This window comes from Alteromonas sp. ALT199, from assembly GCF_018619335.1.
GTDB lineage: Bacteria > Pseudomonadota > Gammaproteobacteria > Enterobacterales > Alteromonadaceae > Alteromonas.
On the sequence record NZ_JAHHDX010000084.1, the window covers coordinates 84,978 to 104,544 of the forward strand.

The 19,567-nt window shown below is 46.6% G+C and carries 16 protein-coding genes, 1 pseudogene and 1 riboswitch; of the genes and pseudogenes, 12 read left to right on the forward strand and 5 right to left on the reverse strand.

Annotation, left to right across the window (positions count from 1 at the left end; genetic code table 11):
- Positions 1-95 precede the first annotated feature (95 nt).
- The 11 genes from hemC to KL866_RS08650 all read left to right on the forward strand — a co-directional run bounded on the left by hemC (position 96) and on the right by KL866_RS08650 (position 12,670).
- The gene (hemC, locus tag KL866_RS08600; RefSeq protein ID WP_118495330.1) at positions 96-1,034 is read left to right on the forward strand and encodes a hydroxymethylbilane synthase; all 939 of its coding nucleotides are present in this window, start codon (positions 96-98) and stop codon (positions 1,032-1,034) included.
- A gap of 77 nt (positions 1,035-1,111) precedes the next feature.
- A complete protein-coding gene (locus KL866_RS08605) occupies positions 1,112-1,843 on the forward strand; it encodes a uroporphyrinogen-III synthase (protein WP_025257018.1) in 732 nt (243 codons plus the stop codon).
- On the forward strand, positions 1,844-3,016 hold the full coding sequence (locus tag KL866_RS08610; RefSeq protein ID WP_214994625.1) for a uroporphyrinogen-III C-methyltransferase: 1,173 nt from the start codon (positions 1,844-1,846) through the stop codon (positions 3,014-3,016).
- Positions 3,013-4,188 carry a heme biosynthesis HemY N-terminal domain-containing protein gene (locus KL866_RS08615; protein WP_214994627.1) on the forward strand — a complete coding sequence of 392 codons (1,176 nt, stop codon included), beginning with the start codon at positions 3,013-3,015 and terminating at the stop codon, positions 4,186-4,188. The genes KL866_RS08610 and KL866_RS08615 overlap by 4 nt, the downstream gene beginning before the upstream one ends.
- Before the next feature lie 115 nt (positions 4,189-4,303).
- Positions 4,304-4,415, forward strand: a riboswitch (TPP riboswitch).
- Positions 4,416-4,730: 315 nt separating this feature from the next.
- Positions 4,731-6,641, forward strand: a complete 1,911-nt coding sequence (gene thiC / locus KL866_RS08620) for a phosphomethylpyrimidine synthase ThiC (protein ID WP_251139921.1) — start codon at positions 4,731-4,733, stop codon at positions 6,639-6,641.
- The gene (gene thiE, locus KL866_RS08625) at positions 6,638-8,260 is read left to right on the forward strand and encodes a thiamine phosphate synthase (protein ID WP_025257022.1); all 1,623 of its coding nucleotides are present in this window, start codon (positions 6,638-6,640) and stop codon (positions 8,258-8,260) included. Before thiC ends, thiE begins: the two co-directional genes overlap by 4 nt.
- 118 nt (positions 8,261-8,378) lie before the next feature.
- Complete coding sequence (locus tag KL866_RS08630) at positions 8,379-9,116, forward strand: HesA/MoeB/ThiF family protein (RefSeq protein WP_214994714.1); 738 nt, start codon at positions 8,379-8,381, stop codon at positions 9,114-9,116.
- The gene (gene thiS / locus KL866_RS08635) at positions 9,103-9,312 is read left to right on the forward strand and encodes a sulfur carrier protein ThiS (RefSeq protein ID WP_214994628.1); all 210 of its coding nucleotides are present in this window, start codon (positions 9,103-9,105) and stop codon (positions 9,310-9,312) included. The genes KL866_RS08630 and thiS overlap by 14 nt, the downstream gene beginning before the upstream one ends.
- A 1-nt stretch (position 9,313) precedes the next feature.
- Positions 9,314-10,084: a thiazole synthase gene (locus tag KL866_RS08640; protein ID WP_214994629.1), complete on the forward strand. Its 771-nt coding sequence runs from the start codon at positions 9,314-9,316 to the stop codon at positions 10,082-10,084.
- Positions 10,081-11,214 carry a 2-iminoacetate synthase ThiH gene (thiH, locus tag KL866_RS08645; RefSeq protein ID WP_214994632.1) on the forward strand — a complete coding sequence of 378 codons (1,134 nt, stop codon included), beginning with the start codon at positions 10,081-10,083 and terminating at the stop codon, positions 11,212-11,214. The genes KL866_RS08640 and thiH overlap by 4 nt, the downstream gene beginning before the upstream one ends.
- 229 nt (positions 11,215-11,443) lie before the next feature.
- Positions 11,444-12,670: a threonine/serine exporter ThrE family protein gene (locus KL866_RS08650; protein ID WP_025257027.1), complete on the forward strand. Its 1,227-nt coding sequence runs from the start codon at positions 11,444-11,446 to the stop codon at positions 12,668-12,670.
- A 131-nt stretch (positions 12,671-12,801) separates the two neighbouring features.
- Here the strand turns inward: KL866_RS08650 and KL866_RS20625 are convergent.
- The 4 genes and pseudogenes from KL866_RS20625 to KL866_RS08670 all read right to left on the reverse strand — a co-directional run bounded on the left by KL866_RS20625 (position 12,802) and on the right by KL866_RS08670 (position 17,381).
- Positions 12,802-13,877: pseudogene (locus KL866_RS20625) on the reverse strand (DUF697 domain-containing protein).
- Positions 13,874-15,265 carry a YcjX family protein gene (locus tag KL866_RS08660; protein WP_214994634.1) on the reverse strand — a complete coding sequence of 464 codons (1,392 nt, stop codon included), beginning with the start codon at positions 15,263-15,265 and terminating at the stop codon, positions 13,874-13,876. Before KL866_RS08660 ends, KL866_RS20625 begins: the two are co-directional and overlap by 4 nt.
- A gap of 227 nt (positions 15,266-15,492) precedes the next feature.
- Entirely contained in the window at positions 15,493-16,254 is a 762-nt protein-coding gene (locus tag KL866_RS08665) for an MBL fold metallo-hydrolase (RefSeq protein WP_214994642.1), read from the reverse strand.
- Between the two features lie 191 nt (positions 16,255-16,445).
- Positions 16,446-17,381 (reverse strand): LysR family transcriptional regulator, encoded by a 936-nt coding sequence (locus tag KL866_RS08670; protein WP_214994643.1) that lies wholly within the window; start codon positions 17,379-17,381, stop codon positions 16,446-16,448.
- A 266-nt stretch (positions 17,382-17,647) separates the two neighbouring features.
- On the opposite strand from KL866_RS08670, the gene KL866_RS08675 reads away from it, so the two are divergent.
- Positions 17,648-18,868 (forward strand): acyl-CoA dehydrogenase family protein, encoded by a 1,221-nt coding sequence (locus KL866_RS08675; RefSeq protein ID WP_214994651.1) that lies wholly within the window; start codon positions 17,648-17,650, stop codon positions 18,866-18,868.
- Positions 18,869-18,934: 66 nt separating this feature from the next.
- Here KL866_RS08675 and KL866_RS08680 read toward each other — a convergent pair whose 3' ends face one another.
- The gene (locus tag KL866_RS08680; protein WP_025257033.1) at positions 18,935-19,453 is read right to left on the reverse strand and encodes a hypothetical protein; all 519 of its coding nucleotides are present in this window, start codon (positions 19,451-19,453) and stop codon (positions 18,935-18,937) included.
- Between the last annotated feature and the right edge of the window lie 114 nt (positions 19,454-19,567).

Genomic DNA, 19,567 nt, shown 5'->3' on the forward strand with positions numbered 1-19,567 from the left:
AAACATTAACGCAGAAAATGCGTATACTACAAAGCATCTCGTATAACGCAGAGTTACAGCGTTTAAGTTTATTTTTTACAGAGTTTGGAATAGCCATGAGTTACCTCAACACTACCCGCACCGTTCGAATTGCTACCAGAAAAAGCGCGCTAGCGCTTTGGCAAGCAGAGTATGTGAAGGCAAAATTAATGGAGCACTATCCATCGATGACCGTTGAGCTTGTACCAATGAGCACTCAGGGCGACAAAATTTTAGATACGCCACTGGCCAAAATTGGCGGCAAAGGCCTGTTCATTAAAGAACTTGAAATAGCTATGTTGGAAGGCCGTGCTGATATTGCAGTGCACTCAATGAAAGACGTGCCCGTAGCGTTTCCTGAAGGTTTTGGTTTGCACGCTATTTGTGAACGCGAAAATCCGTTTGACGCATTTGTCTCTAACGATCACGATAGCCTAGATGCGTTACCACAAGGCGCAGTAGTGGGCACATCTAGCCTTCGCAGACAATGCCAAATTCGCAAGTATCGCCCAGATCTCATCATTAAAGATTTACGCGGTAATGTGAACACGCGATTAGCAAAGCTAGATGCGGGCGAATACGACGCCATTATCCTAGCTTCTGCAGGTCTTATTCGCCTTGAAATGGAATCTCGTATTCGTATGCCGTTGCCTGCTGATATTTCGCTGCCGGCTGTAGGCCAAGGCGCGGTAGGTATTGAATGCCGTAACGACGACGAAGAACTGATTAACTTACTACAAGCGTTGAATCATACAGATACCAACACCCGTGTTACCGCAGAGCGCGCCATGAATGAAAGATTGGAAGGCGGCTGCCAAGTACCTATCGGTAGTTTTGCAACCCTTGATGGCGACGTACTTACTTTAACCGGTATGGTTGGAAAACCAGATGGTACTGAACTGCTGTTTGCGTCGGCTACCGCGTCGCGTGAAAAAGCCGCAGACATCGGCGTCGAAGTGGCTGACGCGCTTTTAGAGCAAGGTGCCGGAGAAATCCTTAAAGCACTTTATAACTAAGTTATATTCAGTAGAAGCGCGCATTTCTAGGCACATAGGAATGCGCAACAAACTTAAAAGGATGAGAGTTCGATAAAATGCTTCTGTTCACGCGTCCACTGCCAAAATTAAAAGCGAGTGCTTCGGCTTTCGAACAAGCGGGCATTAATGCGGTAGGCGTAGCCACCTCTGACATTATTGATATTCCATCTGAACGAAAAGCCTCTGAAGAGTATTTAGCTTCAAATACAGTAAACGCAATTATTGTTACCAGCGTATACGCTGTGAATAGTGTTATTTCGGGGCTGCGTAACACTGCCACCCCACTCCCTTTGATTATTGCCGTTGGCGATGCCACTGCGCGCAAGTTGCAGGCTGGCCTTGAAACGTTTTCTTCGGCCAACGTGGTTACTCCAAAGGTCCATACATCCGAAGGTATACTGGCAATGCACCAACTTAATGAGGCAAACTGTCAGCATGTCGTTATTATTAAAGGTGAAGGTGGGCGAGACGCCATAGCTAAAGGATTAGACGAAAAAGGTATTTTAGTGAATAGCTTTTGCGTTTATAAAAGAGAGCAACTTACGCGCCCAGTTTACACAAAACGGTGGAAAATGGGCGAAGTTAGCGGCATTATCGCAACAAGCGAAGCAATGGCACTGCAACTGATAGAAGAATTCGGTAACGCTTTGTTAGCCTTTAAATGGTTAACAGTGAGTGACCGAGTCGCCCAAACCCTTAACAGCAAAGGTGTTGAAGAGGTAGCGGTTTGTCAGCGAGCCACCGATCAGGCACTCATCGCCTGGGTAAAGGATAACTGGGAGTATTGAATGGCCAACAATAATGAAAATAGCCCACAAAAAGAGGAACTCGTAAAAGTGGAAGCTGAAAAAGAAGTAATTGAGTCTTCTGCCACGCAGAGTGAATCGACTGAATCTGGCGCTAAGAAAAAGAAATCATCAGGCAATGGCCTGTTGTGGTTCGTCGTTATCATCTTATTCTTGGTAGTGATAGGCATGGCTGGCGCAGGCTATTGGTATTACATGCAGCAGCAGTCGGCTAGCACAGACTCCGCCAATGCACAGCAAAGCAACACCGCAAAGTTAAACAATATCGAACGAGAACGTAGCGACATTCTAGCGTCGCTAGAAGCCGTGTCGCGAACGAATAAAGCTCTACAAAGCACGGTTGGTGAGCTTAAAGCTGAGAACGAAAAACTTAGCTTACAGGCTGAGTCTACACTTCAGCAGCTTAATAATATGGAAGGCCGCCGTCCGGCAGATTGGCTAATTGCTGAAGCCGACTATTTAGTTCGTATGGCGGGCAGAAAACTATGGTTAGAAAACGATGTACGTACCGCCATTTTACTACTCGTTAACGCAGACAAGCGTTTAAAGTCTTTGGCCGACCCTTCTGTGCTACCTGTTCGCGCTAACCTAGCTGAAGATATTCAAACACTACAACAGCTAAATCCTGTCTCGCAAAGCTCGGTAGCACTTGCGCTTACCGGCATGATTGCGCAAATCGACAAGCTTCCTCTTGATACATTCGAAAAACCAGAAGATGCTAACGCAGAAGACACCACCTTGTCAGAGTCGGCTGACGACTGGCAGGAAAACCTTGCGAAGGTGTGGCGTTCGTTGGTGAATGATTTTCTTACGGTTAAAACCATTGAAGGTCCTGTAGAGCCAGTACTTTCATTAGAAGCGCAGTTCCTGGCAAAAGAGCAGCTTCGCCTACAGCTTATGCACGCACAAACCGCAGCGCTTCAGGGCGATGCCGGGCTTTACAGCCAATCGCTTCAGTATGCGCAAACGCTGCTTATTGAAAAATATGATACTGAGAAGAGCCAGGTAACCGGCTTTGTTGATGCACTTCAAAACCTGATTGCTACTGATGTATCACGCCCAATTCCTACAGAGCTAGCGTCACAAAAACCGCTAGAGCGTTTACTGGATAGCCGTGTTAAGCAGGCGTTTGGTCAAGGAGCAAGTGCACTATGAAATGGTTAGCTATTGCCCTTGCGGTATTAGCCGCATTCGTTGTTGCGCTTATTGTTGGTCCAATGATACTTGGCGATAAAGGTTACGTACTTATTTCCTTAGGAAGTACAGCTATTGAAATGACCGTGATCAGCTTTTGTATTTTGGTCATAGGTGCCGTCATTGCCTGGTATGTGTTATCTCGTTTTGTTCTGTGGGCGTTAAGCTTAATTACAGGCTCACATAAATGGTTTGGCACCTTAGGTGAGCGTAAGCGCAAGCGCGCATTTTACGATGGCTTGCACGCCATGGCCGCAGGTGATTTTGATTCGGCGCAAAAAGCACTAGGCAAAACCACCAATGGTGATTTTGAAGGCGTAAACTATTTGGCCTCAGCGCAAATTGCGTTTGCCAACGACGACCTATCCAAAGCCCGTTATTTTCTGGTTCAAGCCACTGACTTTCCGAAAGCAAAAGTAGCCGCAACAGTAATGCATGCACGCATTGATGTAGCTGAAGAAAAGTTTGATGCGGCGTTAGAAAAGCTTAACGAGCTAGACGAACAAGACCGTGAGAACAAGCAAGTTGTGCAATTGAAAGCACAAATTCTTGCCAAGCTAGGTAAGTGGCAGGTGCTTCAAGAGAATTTATCAGGCTGGCGTAAAGCCTTGCCTAAAGCTGACTACACCGCGTGGAGCCAGCGTATTGCTAAGGGTAAGTTTGCAGAAATTGCCAGTAAGCAAGGTGCCGTTGAGCTTAAATCGTATTGGGACACCCTGCCCCGTAAGCTGCGTCACGACGACGCTTATCGCGCCGCTTACGTTCAACAGCTACTTGACCAAGGCATGCATGCCGACGCTCAGGATTTGTTAGTTGAATGGCAAAAACGTGGACCGAACAGCGCCCTATTCCCGTTTTTCATGCAGCTTAATATTCCTGATGCATCGCCATCATTACGTTTACTTGAAAGCTGGATAAAACAGGACGAAGAAAACGTTGAGCTTTATTCCACGCTAGGCCAAGTGGCGTTTAACTCTGGCGATGATGTGTTAGCTGAGAAAGCCTTGCTTAAAGCCACTAAAATGCAGTCGCGTAAAGAAGATTTATTGCTGCTATCTGCCATTAGTGAGCGCAAGCATGACACAGCCACCGCCCTTCAGCTTTACAAAGAAGGTCAACAACTAGCTAGCTAAATGAATATTCGTTTAGCTTTCTGGTAGTACTTGTATTTCACGTAAAGTTGAAGATATAGTAAAAGGGAATTCTCGATTCGGGCTGTTTCAAAAATAAACGGCCTGTATCGACGCAAACAACTTGTCGGAGTGCTTCACTGGTAACCCAGTAAGCTGAGACCGCGAAAGTGGGATCCGTAGAACCTGATCAGGCTAGTACCTGCGAAGGGAACAAGAAAATACAATGTGCACGATGTTAAGCAACAGTTTGGCATTGTGAAGCAAGGTTAGATTACTGAGTGGTTTGTTTGTCACTTTTATAACTGGCACCAAGCGTTCACTTTGAGATAAAGCATCAAATTCCAACGATGCCATTTGCAACTCAAAGTAAAGAGCTTAAGACCTTAAGAGCAAACAACAGTAAAAGGTAACGGGCTCATTCTTAGCATCTTTACTTTCAACCTTGCTACAGTAGAGGTTTACCCCTCTTAACACTTACACACTGTATTCTCCTTCACTCCTGACAAGCATTTTTAGAACCTATTTTTACAAGGTAAAATGCTATGTCGAACAGACGCGAACAACGCCAACAAGCTCAGCAATTCATAAATGAACTAGCGGGCGAAGCTTACCCTAATTCAACACGCCACTACGAGTGTGGTAGCCGCGACGACATTCGCGTGGCCATGCGCCTTATCCACCAGCACGACAGCTTAGTCGGTGGCACCGAAGAAAACCCTATCTTAGAGCCCAACCCACCGATTCCTGTGTACGACACCTCGGGTCCCTACGGAGACCCGCAAGAAAACATAGATGTACACACGGGTTTAGCACCACTTAGACAAAAGTGGATTGAAGAACGCAGCGATACTTTCGCGTTAGAAGGCGTTTCATCAAGCTTTGCAAAAGAGCGCGAAAACGACATTTTTACCGAAGATTTTCGCTTTATTCGAAGCCGCAAACCACTAAAGGCGAAAGCAGACAAAAACGTAACGCAGCTTCATTACGCAAGAAAGGGCATTATTACCCCTGAAATGGAATACATTGCCATTCGTGAAAACATGGGCCGTCAAGCCATTAAAGATGCCGAGCTTACGCAACAGCACAAAGGCGAGCACTTTGGCGCGAATTTACCCGATACCATTACGCCTGAATTTGTACGCCAGGAAGTAGCCGCAGGCCGCGCCATCATTCCATGTAACATTAATCACCCCGAACTAGAGCCAATGATTATAGGCCGTAACTTCCTGGTGAAAATAAACGCGAATATTGGTAATTCTGCAGTAACCTCATCAATAGAAGAAGAAGTAGAAAAGCTAGTGTGGTCTACGCGCTGGGGCGCCGACACCATCATGGACTTGTCTACCGGCAGAAATATTCACGAAACACGCGAGTGGCTGCTACGTAACAGCCCAGTTCCTCTTGGTACCGTGCCTATTTATCAAGCGCTAGAAAAAGTAAACGGTGTAGCCGAAGACTTAACTTGGGAGATGTTTAAAGACACGCTTATCGAGCAAGCTGAGCAAGGTGTGGATTACTTCACCATTCACGCAGGCGTTTTGCTTGAGTACGTTCACCTTACCGCAAAACGGGTAACTGGCATTGTGTCGCGGGGCGGTTCGATAATGGCGAAGTGGTGTTTAAGCCACCACCAGCAAAGCTTCTTATACGAGCACTTCCACGATATTTGCGAAATTTGTGCGAAATACGATGTAGCGCTGTCGCTAGGTGATGGCTTGCGCCCGGGTAGCGTGGCAGATGCTAACGACGATGCGCAGTTCTCAGAACTACGCACTCTTGGAGAGCTAACGAAAATCGCCTGGGAATACGATGTTCAAGTAATGATTGAAGGCCCAGGGCATGTGCCAATGCACATGATTAAAGAGAACATGGAAGAGCAGCTTAAACACTGTCACGAAGCGCCGTTCTACACGCTTGGCCCACTTACCACAGATATTGCACCTGGCTACGATCACTTCACATCAGGCATTGGCGCCGCCATGATTGGTTGGTTCGGTTGCGCAATGCTGTGCTATGTAACGCCTAAAGAACATTTAGGGTTGCCTAACAAAGAAGACGTTAAGCAGGGGCTTATTACCTACAAAATAGCGGCTCATGCTGCCGACTTGGCGAAAGGCCACCCCGGCGCACAAATTCGTGACAATGCCATGTCGAAAGCGCGCTTTGAGTTTAGGTGGGAAGATCAGTTCAATTTAGCCCTAGACCCCCACACTGCTCGTGCTTATCACGATGAAACCTTGCCTCAGGCCTCTGGTAAAGTTGCGCACTTTTGCTCTATGTGCGGCCCCAAATTTTGCAGCATGAAAATTTCTCAAGAGGTGCGCGATGTCGCTAAACAAGCAGAGCAACAAGAGTTTGAGAAAGAAAAAGGCATGAAAGACATGGCTGATGCGTTTAATCAGTCGGGTGCTCAGCTTTATCACAGTGCAGATAGCAAGGTAGAGTTGCCATGACAAACAGCCACCAAAACACATCCATTTCACAGCTACCTTGTGCAAGGCTGCCAGTGATATGGTGTGTAGGCGGCGTTGACTCAAGTGGTGGCGCGGGAATAACCCGCGACGCCATTACGCTTGCCGATTTAAACGTTCATGCCTGCGTGCTAACCACTCAGCTTACCGTGCAATCAAACCTGCAGTTGCTGAATAAAGAAAGCGTGAGTGCATCTGCGTTAAACCAGCAATGGCAGGTGCTATACGAAGATACACCACCACGCGCTATTAAGATTGGCGCCATAGCAAACGATGAACAAGCGCTGTTGCTATGCGCACGTATTCAGTCGTTAATAAAGCCTCGCCCCTTTGTGATATGGGACCCTGTACTGTCGTCTTCATCTGGAGGCGTGTTAACCGACTTAAGTGAAAGCGTCATCGACGAGCTGTTAAACACGGTAGATTTGGTTACCCCAAATATCGACGAGCTTGCCTGGCTGTCTAACTTACCGGTGAATGATGATACAAGCCTAGCTTCGGCAATTAATCGGCTTATTGGAAAAGGGGCAAAGAGTGTTTACGTAAAAGGCGGCCACGCCGAATGGCAAGCACAGGCATATGACACCTTTGTCTGTGCCTCACACACTCTTCATTTTTGTCAGCCGAAGGTCAATAACGGCAAACTTCGGGGTACGGGATGCATGCTAGCAAGTGCGATTGCGGCATTTATCGTTCACGACTATTGCATTGAAGATGCACTAACCCTAGCGAATGCCTATGTGTGTGAAGTAAGGCGAAGTACCCTTTGCGAGCCTGATACGGACAGCGCTAAGGCGCATAATCATGGGGATAGTTTACCCACGTACTTCCCGCGGTCTAACGGTTTCCCCTCGCGCGCTGCAAGTTTTCCAAAGGTAAATTTTCACCAAGGTGGCACTGTTTTTTACAATAAAGATTTATGCCTAGAGAATTTATCGAACAGCGTCCCCCCCTCAGAAAGTGAGCAAGGTAATATAGCCCGCTTCCCTACACTCACTTATACGAACCTAGGCATTTACCCCGTGGTAGACAGCGTTGAGTGGATAGCGCGGCTTTGGCCGACGGGCGTAAAAATCATTCAACTTAGGGTAAAAGAAGGCTCACAACAAGAAATTCGCCAGCAGATAAAAGATGCTATTGAGTTAGTAGCGCACACCAACTGTCAGTTATTTATTAACGACTATTGGGAGTTAGCCATAGAGCTTGGGGCTTATGGCGTACATCTAGGCCAAGAAGATCTCGATGCCGCCGATTTAAACGCCATTCGAAGCGCAGGGCTAAGGTTGGGTATTTCAACCCATGGATTCGCTGAAATTCAGCGCGTTCGCGCACTGACCCCGTCTTATATTGCTCTTGGTCATATATTTCCAACCAATACCAAAGACATGCCGTCTAAACCCCAAGGTATAGAGCGCTTGGCAAAGTATGTGAAGCTGTGTGAAGGCATACCCACCGTCGCCATTGGAGGTATTAACTTATCGCGCATAGGTGACGTTGCTAAAACCGGCGTTGACGGTATTGCCGTGGTCAGTGCCATTACACGTGCGGAACAACCTCTGAAAGCTTACCAAGCGCTGGCGCAGGAGGCGGGTTTTGCCTAGTCAATCTGTACATCATACAGCTAATCGCCCATTTAATTACGCTAATGGCTCTGTTAATACCGCTAATGGCCCACGTAATAACGCTAGCGGCTTTAGCCCCCAACTTTCGCACCAAGATATACAGCGTTACAGCAGGCAGCTTTTACTCGACTGTATTGACCACGACGGTCAGCTTAATCTAGCGAACGCCCATGCCGTTATTGTGGGGCTGGGCGGCCTAGGAAGCTTAACAGCCCGATATTTAGCTGGCGCAGGTGTTGGTAATATTACTTTGATAGACGGCGATACTGTCGACATCAGTAATTTGCAGCGCCAAGTTAGCTACAACGAAATGCACTTAGGCGAGCTTAAAGCCAAGTCGCTATATAACGAACTTCGTAAAGTTAACTCTGATTTAAACATCCAGTTTAAAAGCAAGTTTGCTGATAGTAATAACTTACCAACCTTAATTTCATCAGCCACCTGTGTACTCGATTGCACTGACAATATTACGGTAAGACGGCAGATAAATGCGGCGACCTATCGCGCATCGATTCCACTTTTTATAGCGGCGGCAAGCGGGCTCACCTGGCAAGCGCTGAACTTGCCTCAAAACTCAGCGACCTGTGGTTGTTACGAGTGCCTAGTGAATAACATAGCCGTACGCGAAGACTGCCTGAGCAAAGGCGTACTTGGCCCCGTAGTTGGTATGGCAGCGTGCCATCAGGCAACACAAGCTTTGTTGTTTTTAGCAAAAGGGTTTAAGGCCGACATTAAATGGGGCCACTACCTAACCGGGAATGCTGGCTTAGGTTCCCTACAAAGCTTTGCATTACCCCCCTCTTCTACTTGTGAGGTTTGCAATGACACAAATTAAAGTAAACGTAAATAATCAACCTATGGACGTTATCTCGCCCATCTCACTTAGCGAGTTAATCGCCCTCAAACAACTGAATGACGACGGTGCCGCCATTGCTAAAAATGCCGCCATAGTGAGTAAAAAAGAATGGTCGACCACTTACCTTAAAGACAACGACACCGTTGATATCTTCACCCTAGTTGCAGGAGGCTAATATGCTAACGCTTGCAAACCACACTTTTTCATCACGCCTTTTAACCGGTACAGGAAAGTTCAGCAACGCCGCCACTATGAAAGACGCAGTGGCCGCTGCACAAAGTAACATTGTTACCTTAGCAATGAAGCGCGTGGCAAGTAATAGCGCGCAAGATGAAACGTTAACGGCGCTTCGAGAGTTAGGGGTTACCCTGCTGCCTAACACATCGGGGGCTAAAAATGCGCAAGAAGCTATATTTGCAGCAGAACTTTCTTATGAAGCGCTTGGTAGCCCATGGATAAAGTTGGAAATTCACCCTGACCAGCGCTATTTGCTGCCCGACCCCATAGAAACCCTTCAGGCCGCTGAAGCACTAGTAAAAAAAGGGTTTAACGTACTGCCTTACTGTGGCGCAGACCCCGTTTTGTGTAAACGCCTAGAAGAAGTCGGCTGCTCCGCTGTTATGCCGTTAGGTGCCCCCATAGGTAGCAATCAGGGCTTACAAACTAAGCCTTTCTTGCAAATTATTGTTGATCAAGCCTCTATTCCGGTCATTGTAGATGCAGGTATCGGCAAGCCTAGTGAAGCCATGGCAGCTATGGAAATGGGCGTAGATGCAGTACTGGTAAATACCGCCATCGCCACCGCCCAAAACCCTGTTGCTATGGCAGAGGCCTTTGCAAATGCTGTGGAAACAGGCCGAAAAGCATTTGAAGCAGGGCTTGGGGCAACATCTGATTTGGCGCAGCCCTCTAGCCCGCTTACTGCCTTTTTGGAGCCAGCGGTATGAAGGTAGCACGGGCGCTAATGCAGCAAGACTTAGCTCATCTAGCTATGTCAATTAACAGTAAAACCGCGAGCGATGTAGAGCGAGCGTTAAACGCTAATACACCTTCGTTAGATGACTTTATGGCGCTTATCTCACCTGCTGGCTCACATTACTTGGAAGCAATGGCAAGTCGCGCGCAAGCACTCACCCGCCACCGGTTCGGCAATACCATGCAGCTATTTGTGCCTTTGTACTTATCGAACCTGTGTGCCAACGAATGTACCTATTGCGGCTTTACCATGAGTAACAAAATAAAGCGCAAGACCCTATCTATAAGTGAAGTACTTACCGAAATCGAAGCTATTAAAGACATGGGCTTTTCTCAGGTGTTGCTGGTAACAGGCGAACACGAAACTAAGGTGGGCATGGACTATTTTGAGCAAACCCTCAGCGCCATTCGCGACAAGGTAAGCTACATCATGATGGAGGTGCAGCCATTAAAAAAAGAGCAATACGAAACCCTAAAGCACCAAGGGTTAGATGCTGTTTTAGTGTATCAAGAAACTTATTCGCCCCAGCAATACGCCAGCTACCATACCCGAGGTAAAAAGCAGGATTTTTTATGGCGATTAGAAGCCAGCGACCGCATAGGGCAAGCCGGTATAGATAAAATAGGTATAGGTGCGCTACTTGGTTTAGGTGACTGGAGAGTTGATAGTGCTATGACCGCCCTTCACGGCAAATTAATCCAGCAACATTATTGGCAAAGCCGTGTATCTATTGCTTTTCCGCGTCTTAGAAGCTGCGAAGGTAATAGCACTGGCGGGAATGCGCTCACCAACAGCAAGCTGCCAAATGAGCGAGACCTGTTGCAGTTAATTTGCGCCCACCGCTTGTTCAACCCGCAAGCGGAGTTATCCCTGTCTACCCGCGAGTCGGCTGCGTTTAGAGACGGCGTAATGCCGCTCGGTATCACATCGATGAGCGCTGCGTCACAAACTCAGCCCGGCGGTTACAGTGAACCTTCACAGGCACTAAATCAGTTTGATATTGATGACAGTCGCTCGGTGCCAGAAGTGGTAAACGCGATTGCAAGGAAAGGGCTAGAGCCTGTTTGGAAGGATTGGATGCCCTTTGAAGTACGTGTTTAGGCTTACTACACTGGATGCCTACTAACGCTCAAGGCATGATTAAAGCGCTGATTTATAGCCCATCAAACATTAGTTTTTTTAAGGCAAAATAAATAAAAAATTTGTTTTGCTTTCCCGTAAAACCCTCCGTAGAATCCGCCCAAATTTTAGCCAGACGCTATTTTTAAGCGTCTGGCTTTTTCGTCTTATTTATCCCATATTACATTTATCAGAAGTTAAGGAATTGGCGTTGGATACTTTTGAATTTATTCAAATTCGAAAATTTATTGTGAAGCTTGGAAAAATGCTTCACAAATACGGTACGCCTGCATTTCGGCTAGAGGCCTACCTTGGCGACGTGGCAGAGTATTTAGGCGTACATGCTTCTTTTATCTCTACTCCAACCTCGCTCACTTTTGTAATCTGGAGCGACCGTCACGAAGACGAATACAACCACTCGGCGCGATTACAGCCAGGCGATTTAGATATGAACGCGCTGTCGCTAACCGACGAATTAGCTAGCGAGCTATTATCGGGAAACCTTTCGCTAACTGAAGCCGATAAGCGTCTAAATGAAATAGATGCGATGGGCAGCCCCTACGGCAAATTATCTACCGGAACGGCGTTTGCCATGGCCACGGGCGCATTCGCTATGCTAATGGGTGCAAGCTGGAGCGAAATTGGCTGGTCTGCGGCACTGGGCATTATAGCCTACCTGTGGACCTTATGGGCAGAGCGCTCGAAGCGCGTAAACCTAATGCTAGAACCTGTTACGGCATTCGTAGGCGGCATTTTAACCTGCGCCATAAGCCAGTATGTTGACCCGGGAATTAACATTCCCTTGGTTGTGCTTTCATCGGTCATTGTATTTGTGCCTGGGCTTGCGCTGACGATGGGCTTAGCGGAACTATCTTCCCGTAACATGGTGTCGGGCACAGCCCGCACTATGGACGCCATTATGCAGTTATTCAAACTGTATTTCGGTGCGTTTTTGGGTGTTTCGGTAGGCTTTAGCGTATTTGGTGAAAACGTGTATACCCCGGCTGAATCGTTGCCTTACTGGGCAACTTGGCTTGCTGTGTTTTTACTTTGTATTGCGCTTGTTGCGATATTTAGAACCCGTATTAAACACATCCCGTGGGCACTGGCAGCTGCATTTATTGCCTATAGCGCAACGGCGTGGAGCTCTGATTACATGAGCCCCGGGCTAGGTGCATTCGTAGGTGCGTTTGCATTAGGTATTTTTGCTAACGCGTTTACGCGCATTGCCAATCAGCCTGCGACTATTGTGGCTATGCACGGGCTTATCGTACTGGTGCCTGGGTCTAAAACCTATATTGGCTTGAATTCGTTTATGACCGGCCAAGACTTTGTAAAAGCCGATCATTTGGGCCAAGAAGTGTTTCTGATCTTTATGTCGCTAGTGGCTGGGCTTATCTTTGCTAACGTGGTTATGCCCACCAAAAAAGCCCTGTAACAGCCTTTCTCGCGGGGCCGCCTCGGGAAACCTCACTTTTAATGCTCGAGTTGATTACGCTACCTTGTAAGAGGCAGATTTTCCTAAATAAGCATAAAAAACAGCTTCAAAATGTAGCGTAGCTAGAAGCGCTATTTAAGCAGCTTGATTAGCGCTCTTCCTAAGCGAGCGTTAAGCGCACCTGCGGCAATGGCTTCAGCCGAGTTTTCCATAAACTTGGCTGACAAGCTACCGCCAATTTGATTAGCCACTTCGTCGGTAGCTAAGTCGAATACGCCCTGCGCTGCAATGTTTTGCGCCAATACTTTTAGCAGTTTCCAGTTTCCCGCTGTGCTTGGCCTTAACCCGTATACTCGCGCCATGCGGCGAATGGTGCGAAAACTAATCCATACTACGGCAGAGGTTTGAATAAGGTTGTTAGGGCTAATAAATGCCAGGCTTCCTGCGGTTACCGATTCTTTATTTAACACCTTATGTGCTTTTTCCTGCACTGGCTTCAATACCGTATCTTCGTAAAGGCCAAGTCGCTCAGGCCCCGTCATGTCATCTTGAAGCTGCTGTTTGTAGCGGTCAAAACAATGCGCCGCGTAAGAGCTTCGAGAAAAGCGTTTGCCGTGCTGATTTAACACGGGTCTATTTGTTGCGGCGATGTTTCACTTCCTTTATTAGCCAGCAAATCTCGAATAACGCTGGCATCTTCCATCGCTGTGTTTACTTGCTTATAGCCACGCCACTCTTTAAAGCTTAGAAAGCTAAAACAGCTAACAAACCCCACCAGCAGCGCACCTAAAACGCCTGTTCCAATGGGATGCTCAGAAGCGTTCGCGGCAAGGGTGGTGTAGGCTTCAAATACAAAAAAGCCAATTAACGAAACAACACCAAAACCCAAGGTTGCTGCACCTAACGAAAAGCCACCTTTTTTCGCTTCTACTTCCCAGACGTCTTCGGTGACTTGCTGTGGAAGCTTGGTTTCAGGCTGCGCGATATCTAAAGTTTGCGTTTTCACTTTGGTTTTGTACTGCGGCTTGTTTACTTCACTACTATTTTGCTCGCCCTGAGATGCTGTTTGAGATTTCGGGTTTGCTTCATCTTGCTGATCGCTATTTGCGCCATAAAGCGCTTCGCTTCTGATATTGGGCGAGTTGCTAATATCGGACGAGCGAGGCGGCTCTGGGCTTTCGTCAAATGTATAAGGTTTATCGCTCATTCTTGCTCTCCTTTGCCCAGTAAAAACTGAAGCAATCTGTCTACGCCCTTGCCCGCTAAAATACGCGCTTTGAAATCACTCGGCACACTTACATTAGGTACCGGGAAGTGACTGCCCTCTTCCATATCTTTTAATGTACGGGGTATGGGTTCAAACGTAGATTCTACATAACGGCCATCGGTATCTTTGTAACGAATAGCGTCTGGGTTACTGCCGTCGTCAGTGACTTGCATGCTAGACACCAAAAAGTGTTCAAACTGAATAGGTTTTCCATCGAACCGTGCTCTGGCTCCCTCTGTAATTTGGGTGAGCAAGTTAAGTAAGTTTACGCGCTGATTTACCGGCACTAAGTCAGACTTAGTGGCAACAAACGCCACTTTTCCTATCTGTTCTTTTTTCAATATATTGCGGGAAAACCAAGTACTTTGACCGTACACAAAAGTATCGGCCAAGTGACTTAACGTTTCTTTTAACTGATACAAATGCTGTCTGCTGTGGTTAAGCCCTTCAAACAAATCCACAAGAATAATTTGCTTATCGGTTTCTTTGAAAATGGACTGCTTTAAAGGTGTTAGCCAAGCACTTTGAAACTTCGAAAAATGCTTATCAAATATTTTAAACCACGGGTGCGACACGTCGCTGGTAATGCTAGAAGGCAGCGGCGTAAAGCCAAAAGCCTGCCAATCAAAATCGCTCGACTCCAATAAAAAACTGCCCGGCTGAAGCAAGGATATGCCGTTAGCTTTAGCCTCAACCAAATAATCACGGTAGGCGTTAACAAGCAGCTGAATGCGCTGTTCCGTGGGCTCTTGTTCAAAATCAAACTGATTAACAAAAGCTTTCCACTGGCTTGCAAAGTATTGCTGCGGCCCGCTGCTAAGCTGCGCCCATGCAGAGTCTGACCAATGAGCATAGGTTTTACTTAACATGGGAATATCGGTAACCCACTCGCCAGGATAGTCAATGAATTCAAACACAACTTCGCTATGGGGCAAAACATGACGCTTAAGTGAAGCGGTTTCTTTTAAACGTACCACTAACTTAAAGCCAAACGCTTCTTCAGTAGCCTTAGGCCACTGGCCGTTTTCAAGATCAGCAATATTCTGCAAATGCGGAAAGGGTTTATAGCCTTCAATGGGCGCTATGCGCATATCAAGCACCTGGGAAGGTGGTAAATATCGCAGCAACGGTAGACAGGCATAGCCCTCTTCACTTCGGCTTTTCAGCATGGTGATAAGGCTGGTGAACAGCATAGATTTACCACTTCGACTTAGCCCGGTAATAGTGAAGCGGTGCGTTTCTTTGTTAAACGCACTGCTAAGTTTGTCGCCAGTTAGCGACGCCATAGCCCGAGTTTTGTCAAAAAGTGTAGCGATGTTTTTCTGCATTATTGTTTTGTGTTCTGCCTTTGCAGCTCCTATAGCTTTAAACCTATACCTTTGAACCTATTACCATGAAGATAAGGTGCCGCGAGAGCAGTTTTCACTTCATTGCCCTCACTTTAGCATAGCGTTAGCGATATAAGAGTAATGCGGTTTCGTAGGGGAAAAGCAAGGGCAGTGCCATTTAAACACACCGTTTAGCAAAACAAGCCGCGCTATCTACAGCCTGATAATTAATGTTCACGAGTTTGATTAAAAAGCTTCTTCTTTATACGGTTTTTACTGGAGTGCCAGTGGTTCTTAGGTTTGCGAGGTGCGTTCTCGATAACGTGCTCAAAATCAATATCCGACTTTTTAGTTGGCGGCACGTGCGCGCAAAAGAATGTATCAATTTGTGACTGAGCTAGCTTTTTTAAGCTTTCGCGATATTGGTTTGGGTGACACAAAGGATACGGTGGTACTAGCTCACCTTTCACCTGAACCAAAACATCGGCAATGTAAGCCTGCTGCGTAGGTATGTGCTGAAGCGTTAAGTCATGATCGGTATGGCCTGGCGTGTACATTACCTGCCAATCGGGAAAACCCGGCAAAAGCTGATTGTCGGCAAGCGTGATATCTGGCGCTAAAATCGGGTTGTACCAAATGGGCATTTTTGGTTTGCCGATACGGTTTGCCACCCACCAGGTTAACAGCAAATCAATACAGTGAGCGGTACGCCCAGCGAAGCCTGCATACCAGTTGATAGCTTTGGGGTGAGAGGCCACCTGTGCCCCTGTGCGCTTACGCAATTCAATGGCGCCACCAGCATGATCGGGGTGCATGTGGGTAACGGCGATAAGCTTTAGGTCTGTTAACGGGCGGCCAAGGGTTTGCGTGATGTACTGACACACATTGTCTACGTCGGCTCGACTACAGCCATCAAGCAACAGCAAGCCACTGTTGTCTTCAACAAGATAAATATGCTGTATGTAGCCTGATAATGTGTGAATTTTCATTACTACTTCCTTTTCACCCGAACCTGCAGCGCTTGCTAAAAGTACTTCGTAAGAAGCACGCGCACTTACTTCTACCCACTTTCAAAACCATCACAGCCTTTTACTATAAAGTCGCGAAGCACCACAATGCACAAACACTTTGCTGGTATTCGCCTTTCCCCAGCGACGAGTGGTATAAACCTTATCAAAACCTATCTGGTATGACCAGATTCAGCAAACAAGTGTAGCATCAAATCCCGTAGCCACATCAATCCTGGCTCGCCTTCTTGTTGGCTATGCCAGTAAAGGTGTGTTTCCAGTGCGGGTATTTGATAAGGGAGTTTAGTGCTGATCAAGTTATCGTCGCTTACTGCATCGGCCACCGAACCCGGCAAAGTTAATAGCGCCTCAGTATTTGCCACCACATCTGCCGCAGCGCGATAGTTCTGGCAGCGCCACAAAGAGGGCCGACTTACGCCTAGCTGTTGCAGCGCAATTTCTTCCACCGACGCACCTTTAGCACGATTAGACACCGTAATATGACGGGCCGTTACATACTTTTTCTTATCTAAATTCTTTGCCAGAGAGTTTTGCTTATTCATAAGCACTTTGTAAGTATCGCGACGTAACAGCGAATGTGAAATAGGCGCGGCAACGGCACGACCAATATCAATAACTAAATGAAGATTTCGATTTGATAGGTCTGCCAACATGGTATCGCGATGTAAGCGGGTACTTACTATTTCGATATTGGGCGCTTGTTTTTCTAACGTAGATAACAATACAGGTAACACACCTAACTCTAACGACTCCTGCATGGCAACAACAAAGCGCTGGTGACTGTGTAGCGGGTCAAAATTGGTAAACTCGCCTAATGCCTTTCGAATATCACCCAGGGCTTTTAAGATAGCGGGCGCTAACCGTTCACAGGCAGCGGTAGGCAACATGCTTTGTTTTTCTTTTACAAAAAGCGGGTCGCCTAAAATATCTCGAAATCTACGCATGGCATGACTTACTGCCGACGGCGTAATGTGCAGCGCTTCGGCCACGCGGGTCATGTTTCTATGCTGCCAGAGTGCTTCGAAAACCTTGAGTAAGTTCAAATCTAGCTTTTCAAATTGCCTGTTTTCTAACACTCGCAACACCATGAATATAATTCACACCATTTGAGGATTATATTTCATTTCATTCACCAATCAAGTTTCATTATTATGCGTTTAACGAATAGTTTGCATGCCTTCTCGATTACCAATCTTCATTGCTTTGTAAGCGGAGCAAGCTGCCCGAATAGGCGATATGAAGCTTTAACCCGCTGCTTTTAAGCATTGAAGTTTGCGGCTTTTAAGCGACGTTAAATGCGCGATGCGAAACAAAACGCTAATTTTAAGTGCAAAACAAATTAAAAAGGTGCCCTATGGATTTTTCACATAACGACAAAACGAAAGCCTTGCTAGAAAAGCTAGATAACTTTATTGCTGAGCATATAGCGCCGATTGAAAATGAAGTTTACGACTTTCATCATAAAGAGAATAATCACGGCGATTGGAAAAGCTGGAAGCTGCACCCTGGTACAGAAGCACTTAAAGTCAAAGCACGTGAAGCAGGCTTAGCTAACTTATTTTTACCCGATGCTGAATTAGGCCAGGGCCTTACCACGCTTGAATATGCGCCAATGGCTGAACGCATGGGTAAATACTTATTTGCCCCTGAAATATTTAACTGTAATGCGCCTGATACTGGCAACATGGAAGTGCTTTATCACTTCGGTAATGATGCACAAAAAGAACAGTGGCTAAAACCCTTACTGGCTGGTGAAATTCGTTCAGTATTTGGCATGACCGAGCCAGATGTTGCATCGTCTGATGCCACCAACATGGCCGCAACCATTATTGAAGATGGTGACGACGTCGTTATTAACGGCAAGAAATGGTGGTCGACAGGCTTAGGGCACCCTAACGCGGCCTTCACAATATTCATGGGTTTATCGAACCCTGACAATGACAAACACAGCCGTCACAGCATGGTGATAGTGCCACTAGATACACCAGGAATTACCATAAAGCGTATGCTAGATGCCTACGGCGATTACGATGCGCCATACGGCCACGGTGAAATGCACTTTGATAATGTACGCGTAAGTAAAAACAACATTGTAATGGGTTTAGGCAAAGGGTTTGCGATAGCTCAAGGTCGCTTAGGCCCGGGCCGTATTCACCACTGCATGCGCGCTATCGGCATGGCAGAAAAAGCATTAGAGCTTGCGCTTAAACGCGGTCATGAGCGCGTTGCGTTTGGAAAGCCTATCATCCGTTTAGGCGGTAATTTAGAACGCGTAGCCGATGCTCGCATGGCAATAGAGCAAGCGCGATTACTTACCCTTCATGCGGCGTGGAAGATTGATAATTTAGGTGTTAAGCACGCCATGACAGAGATCTCGGCCATCAAAGTAGTGGTGCCAAACATGCTACAAAGTGTAGTAGATATGGCATTACAAATTCACGGTGGCGCAGGTATGTGTAGCGACTTCCCACTTGCGCGCTTTGCCGCAGGCGCCAGAGCCCTTCGCCTAGCTGACGGCCCTGACGAAGTGCATAAAGGCATGGTGTCTCGGTTAGAGCTTAAAAAGTATCAGTAGTCATAATTGATACAAAAAATGCGGCTTAATGCCGCATTTTTTATAGGTTCGAAGAAGCGCGAAGAGTTAGTTATCTTCTTCACGTTGCTTAATGCGCTGGTGAATAGCGTCTAGTTTAGTAAAGCTATCAAATAGTTCTGGGTGTGTGGCAATGAGCGCGGCAACATGCTCAAAAGCTTCTTCGCGCGTGTCGCTTGTTAGAAAGCGAATATGATCATCGCTAGGTAAGCGATTAAAGTCGATGCCCGTACCGGTAGAAGACGTTTGAATCTTCATAGCGCGAAAATCTTTTACATAGCGGGGTTCACAGCTTTTGCGGGCAATTTTGCTGCCAATGGGTTTTTGATACTTGCAGATAACATCGAACTTCGCAGTTTCATTGATGCTATTGTACAGTTCTAAGAATTCGAAGCGCTGATTATCGAATGCTCTTTTTAATTGCGGTGTAGTCTTTTGGCCAAATACTTCAATGGTTTCTACATTTTCTTTGTCATTTTGCGCAGTTACTTGAAAGCTAGCCACAAGCGCCAGCGAAAGCGCAGCAGTTTTTATAGCATGAAATCCATTTTTCCGTGGGTTTATCACAGTCAACATCCTCGTTGTTTCATTTGTATACTACTCAAACTAGCAGCTGAACAAATTTCAGTCAAAAAAAATACCGCTTCTTGCAATAAGAAACGGCATTTTATTTTACTTATA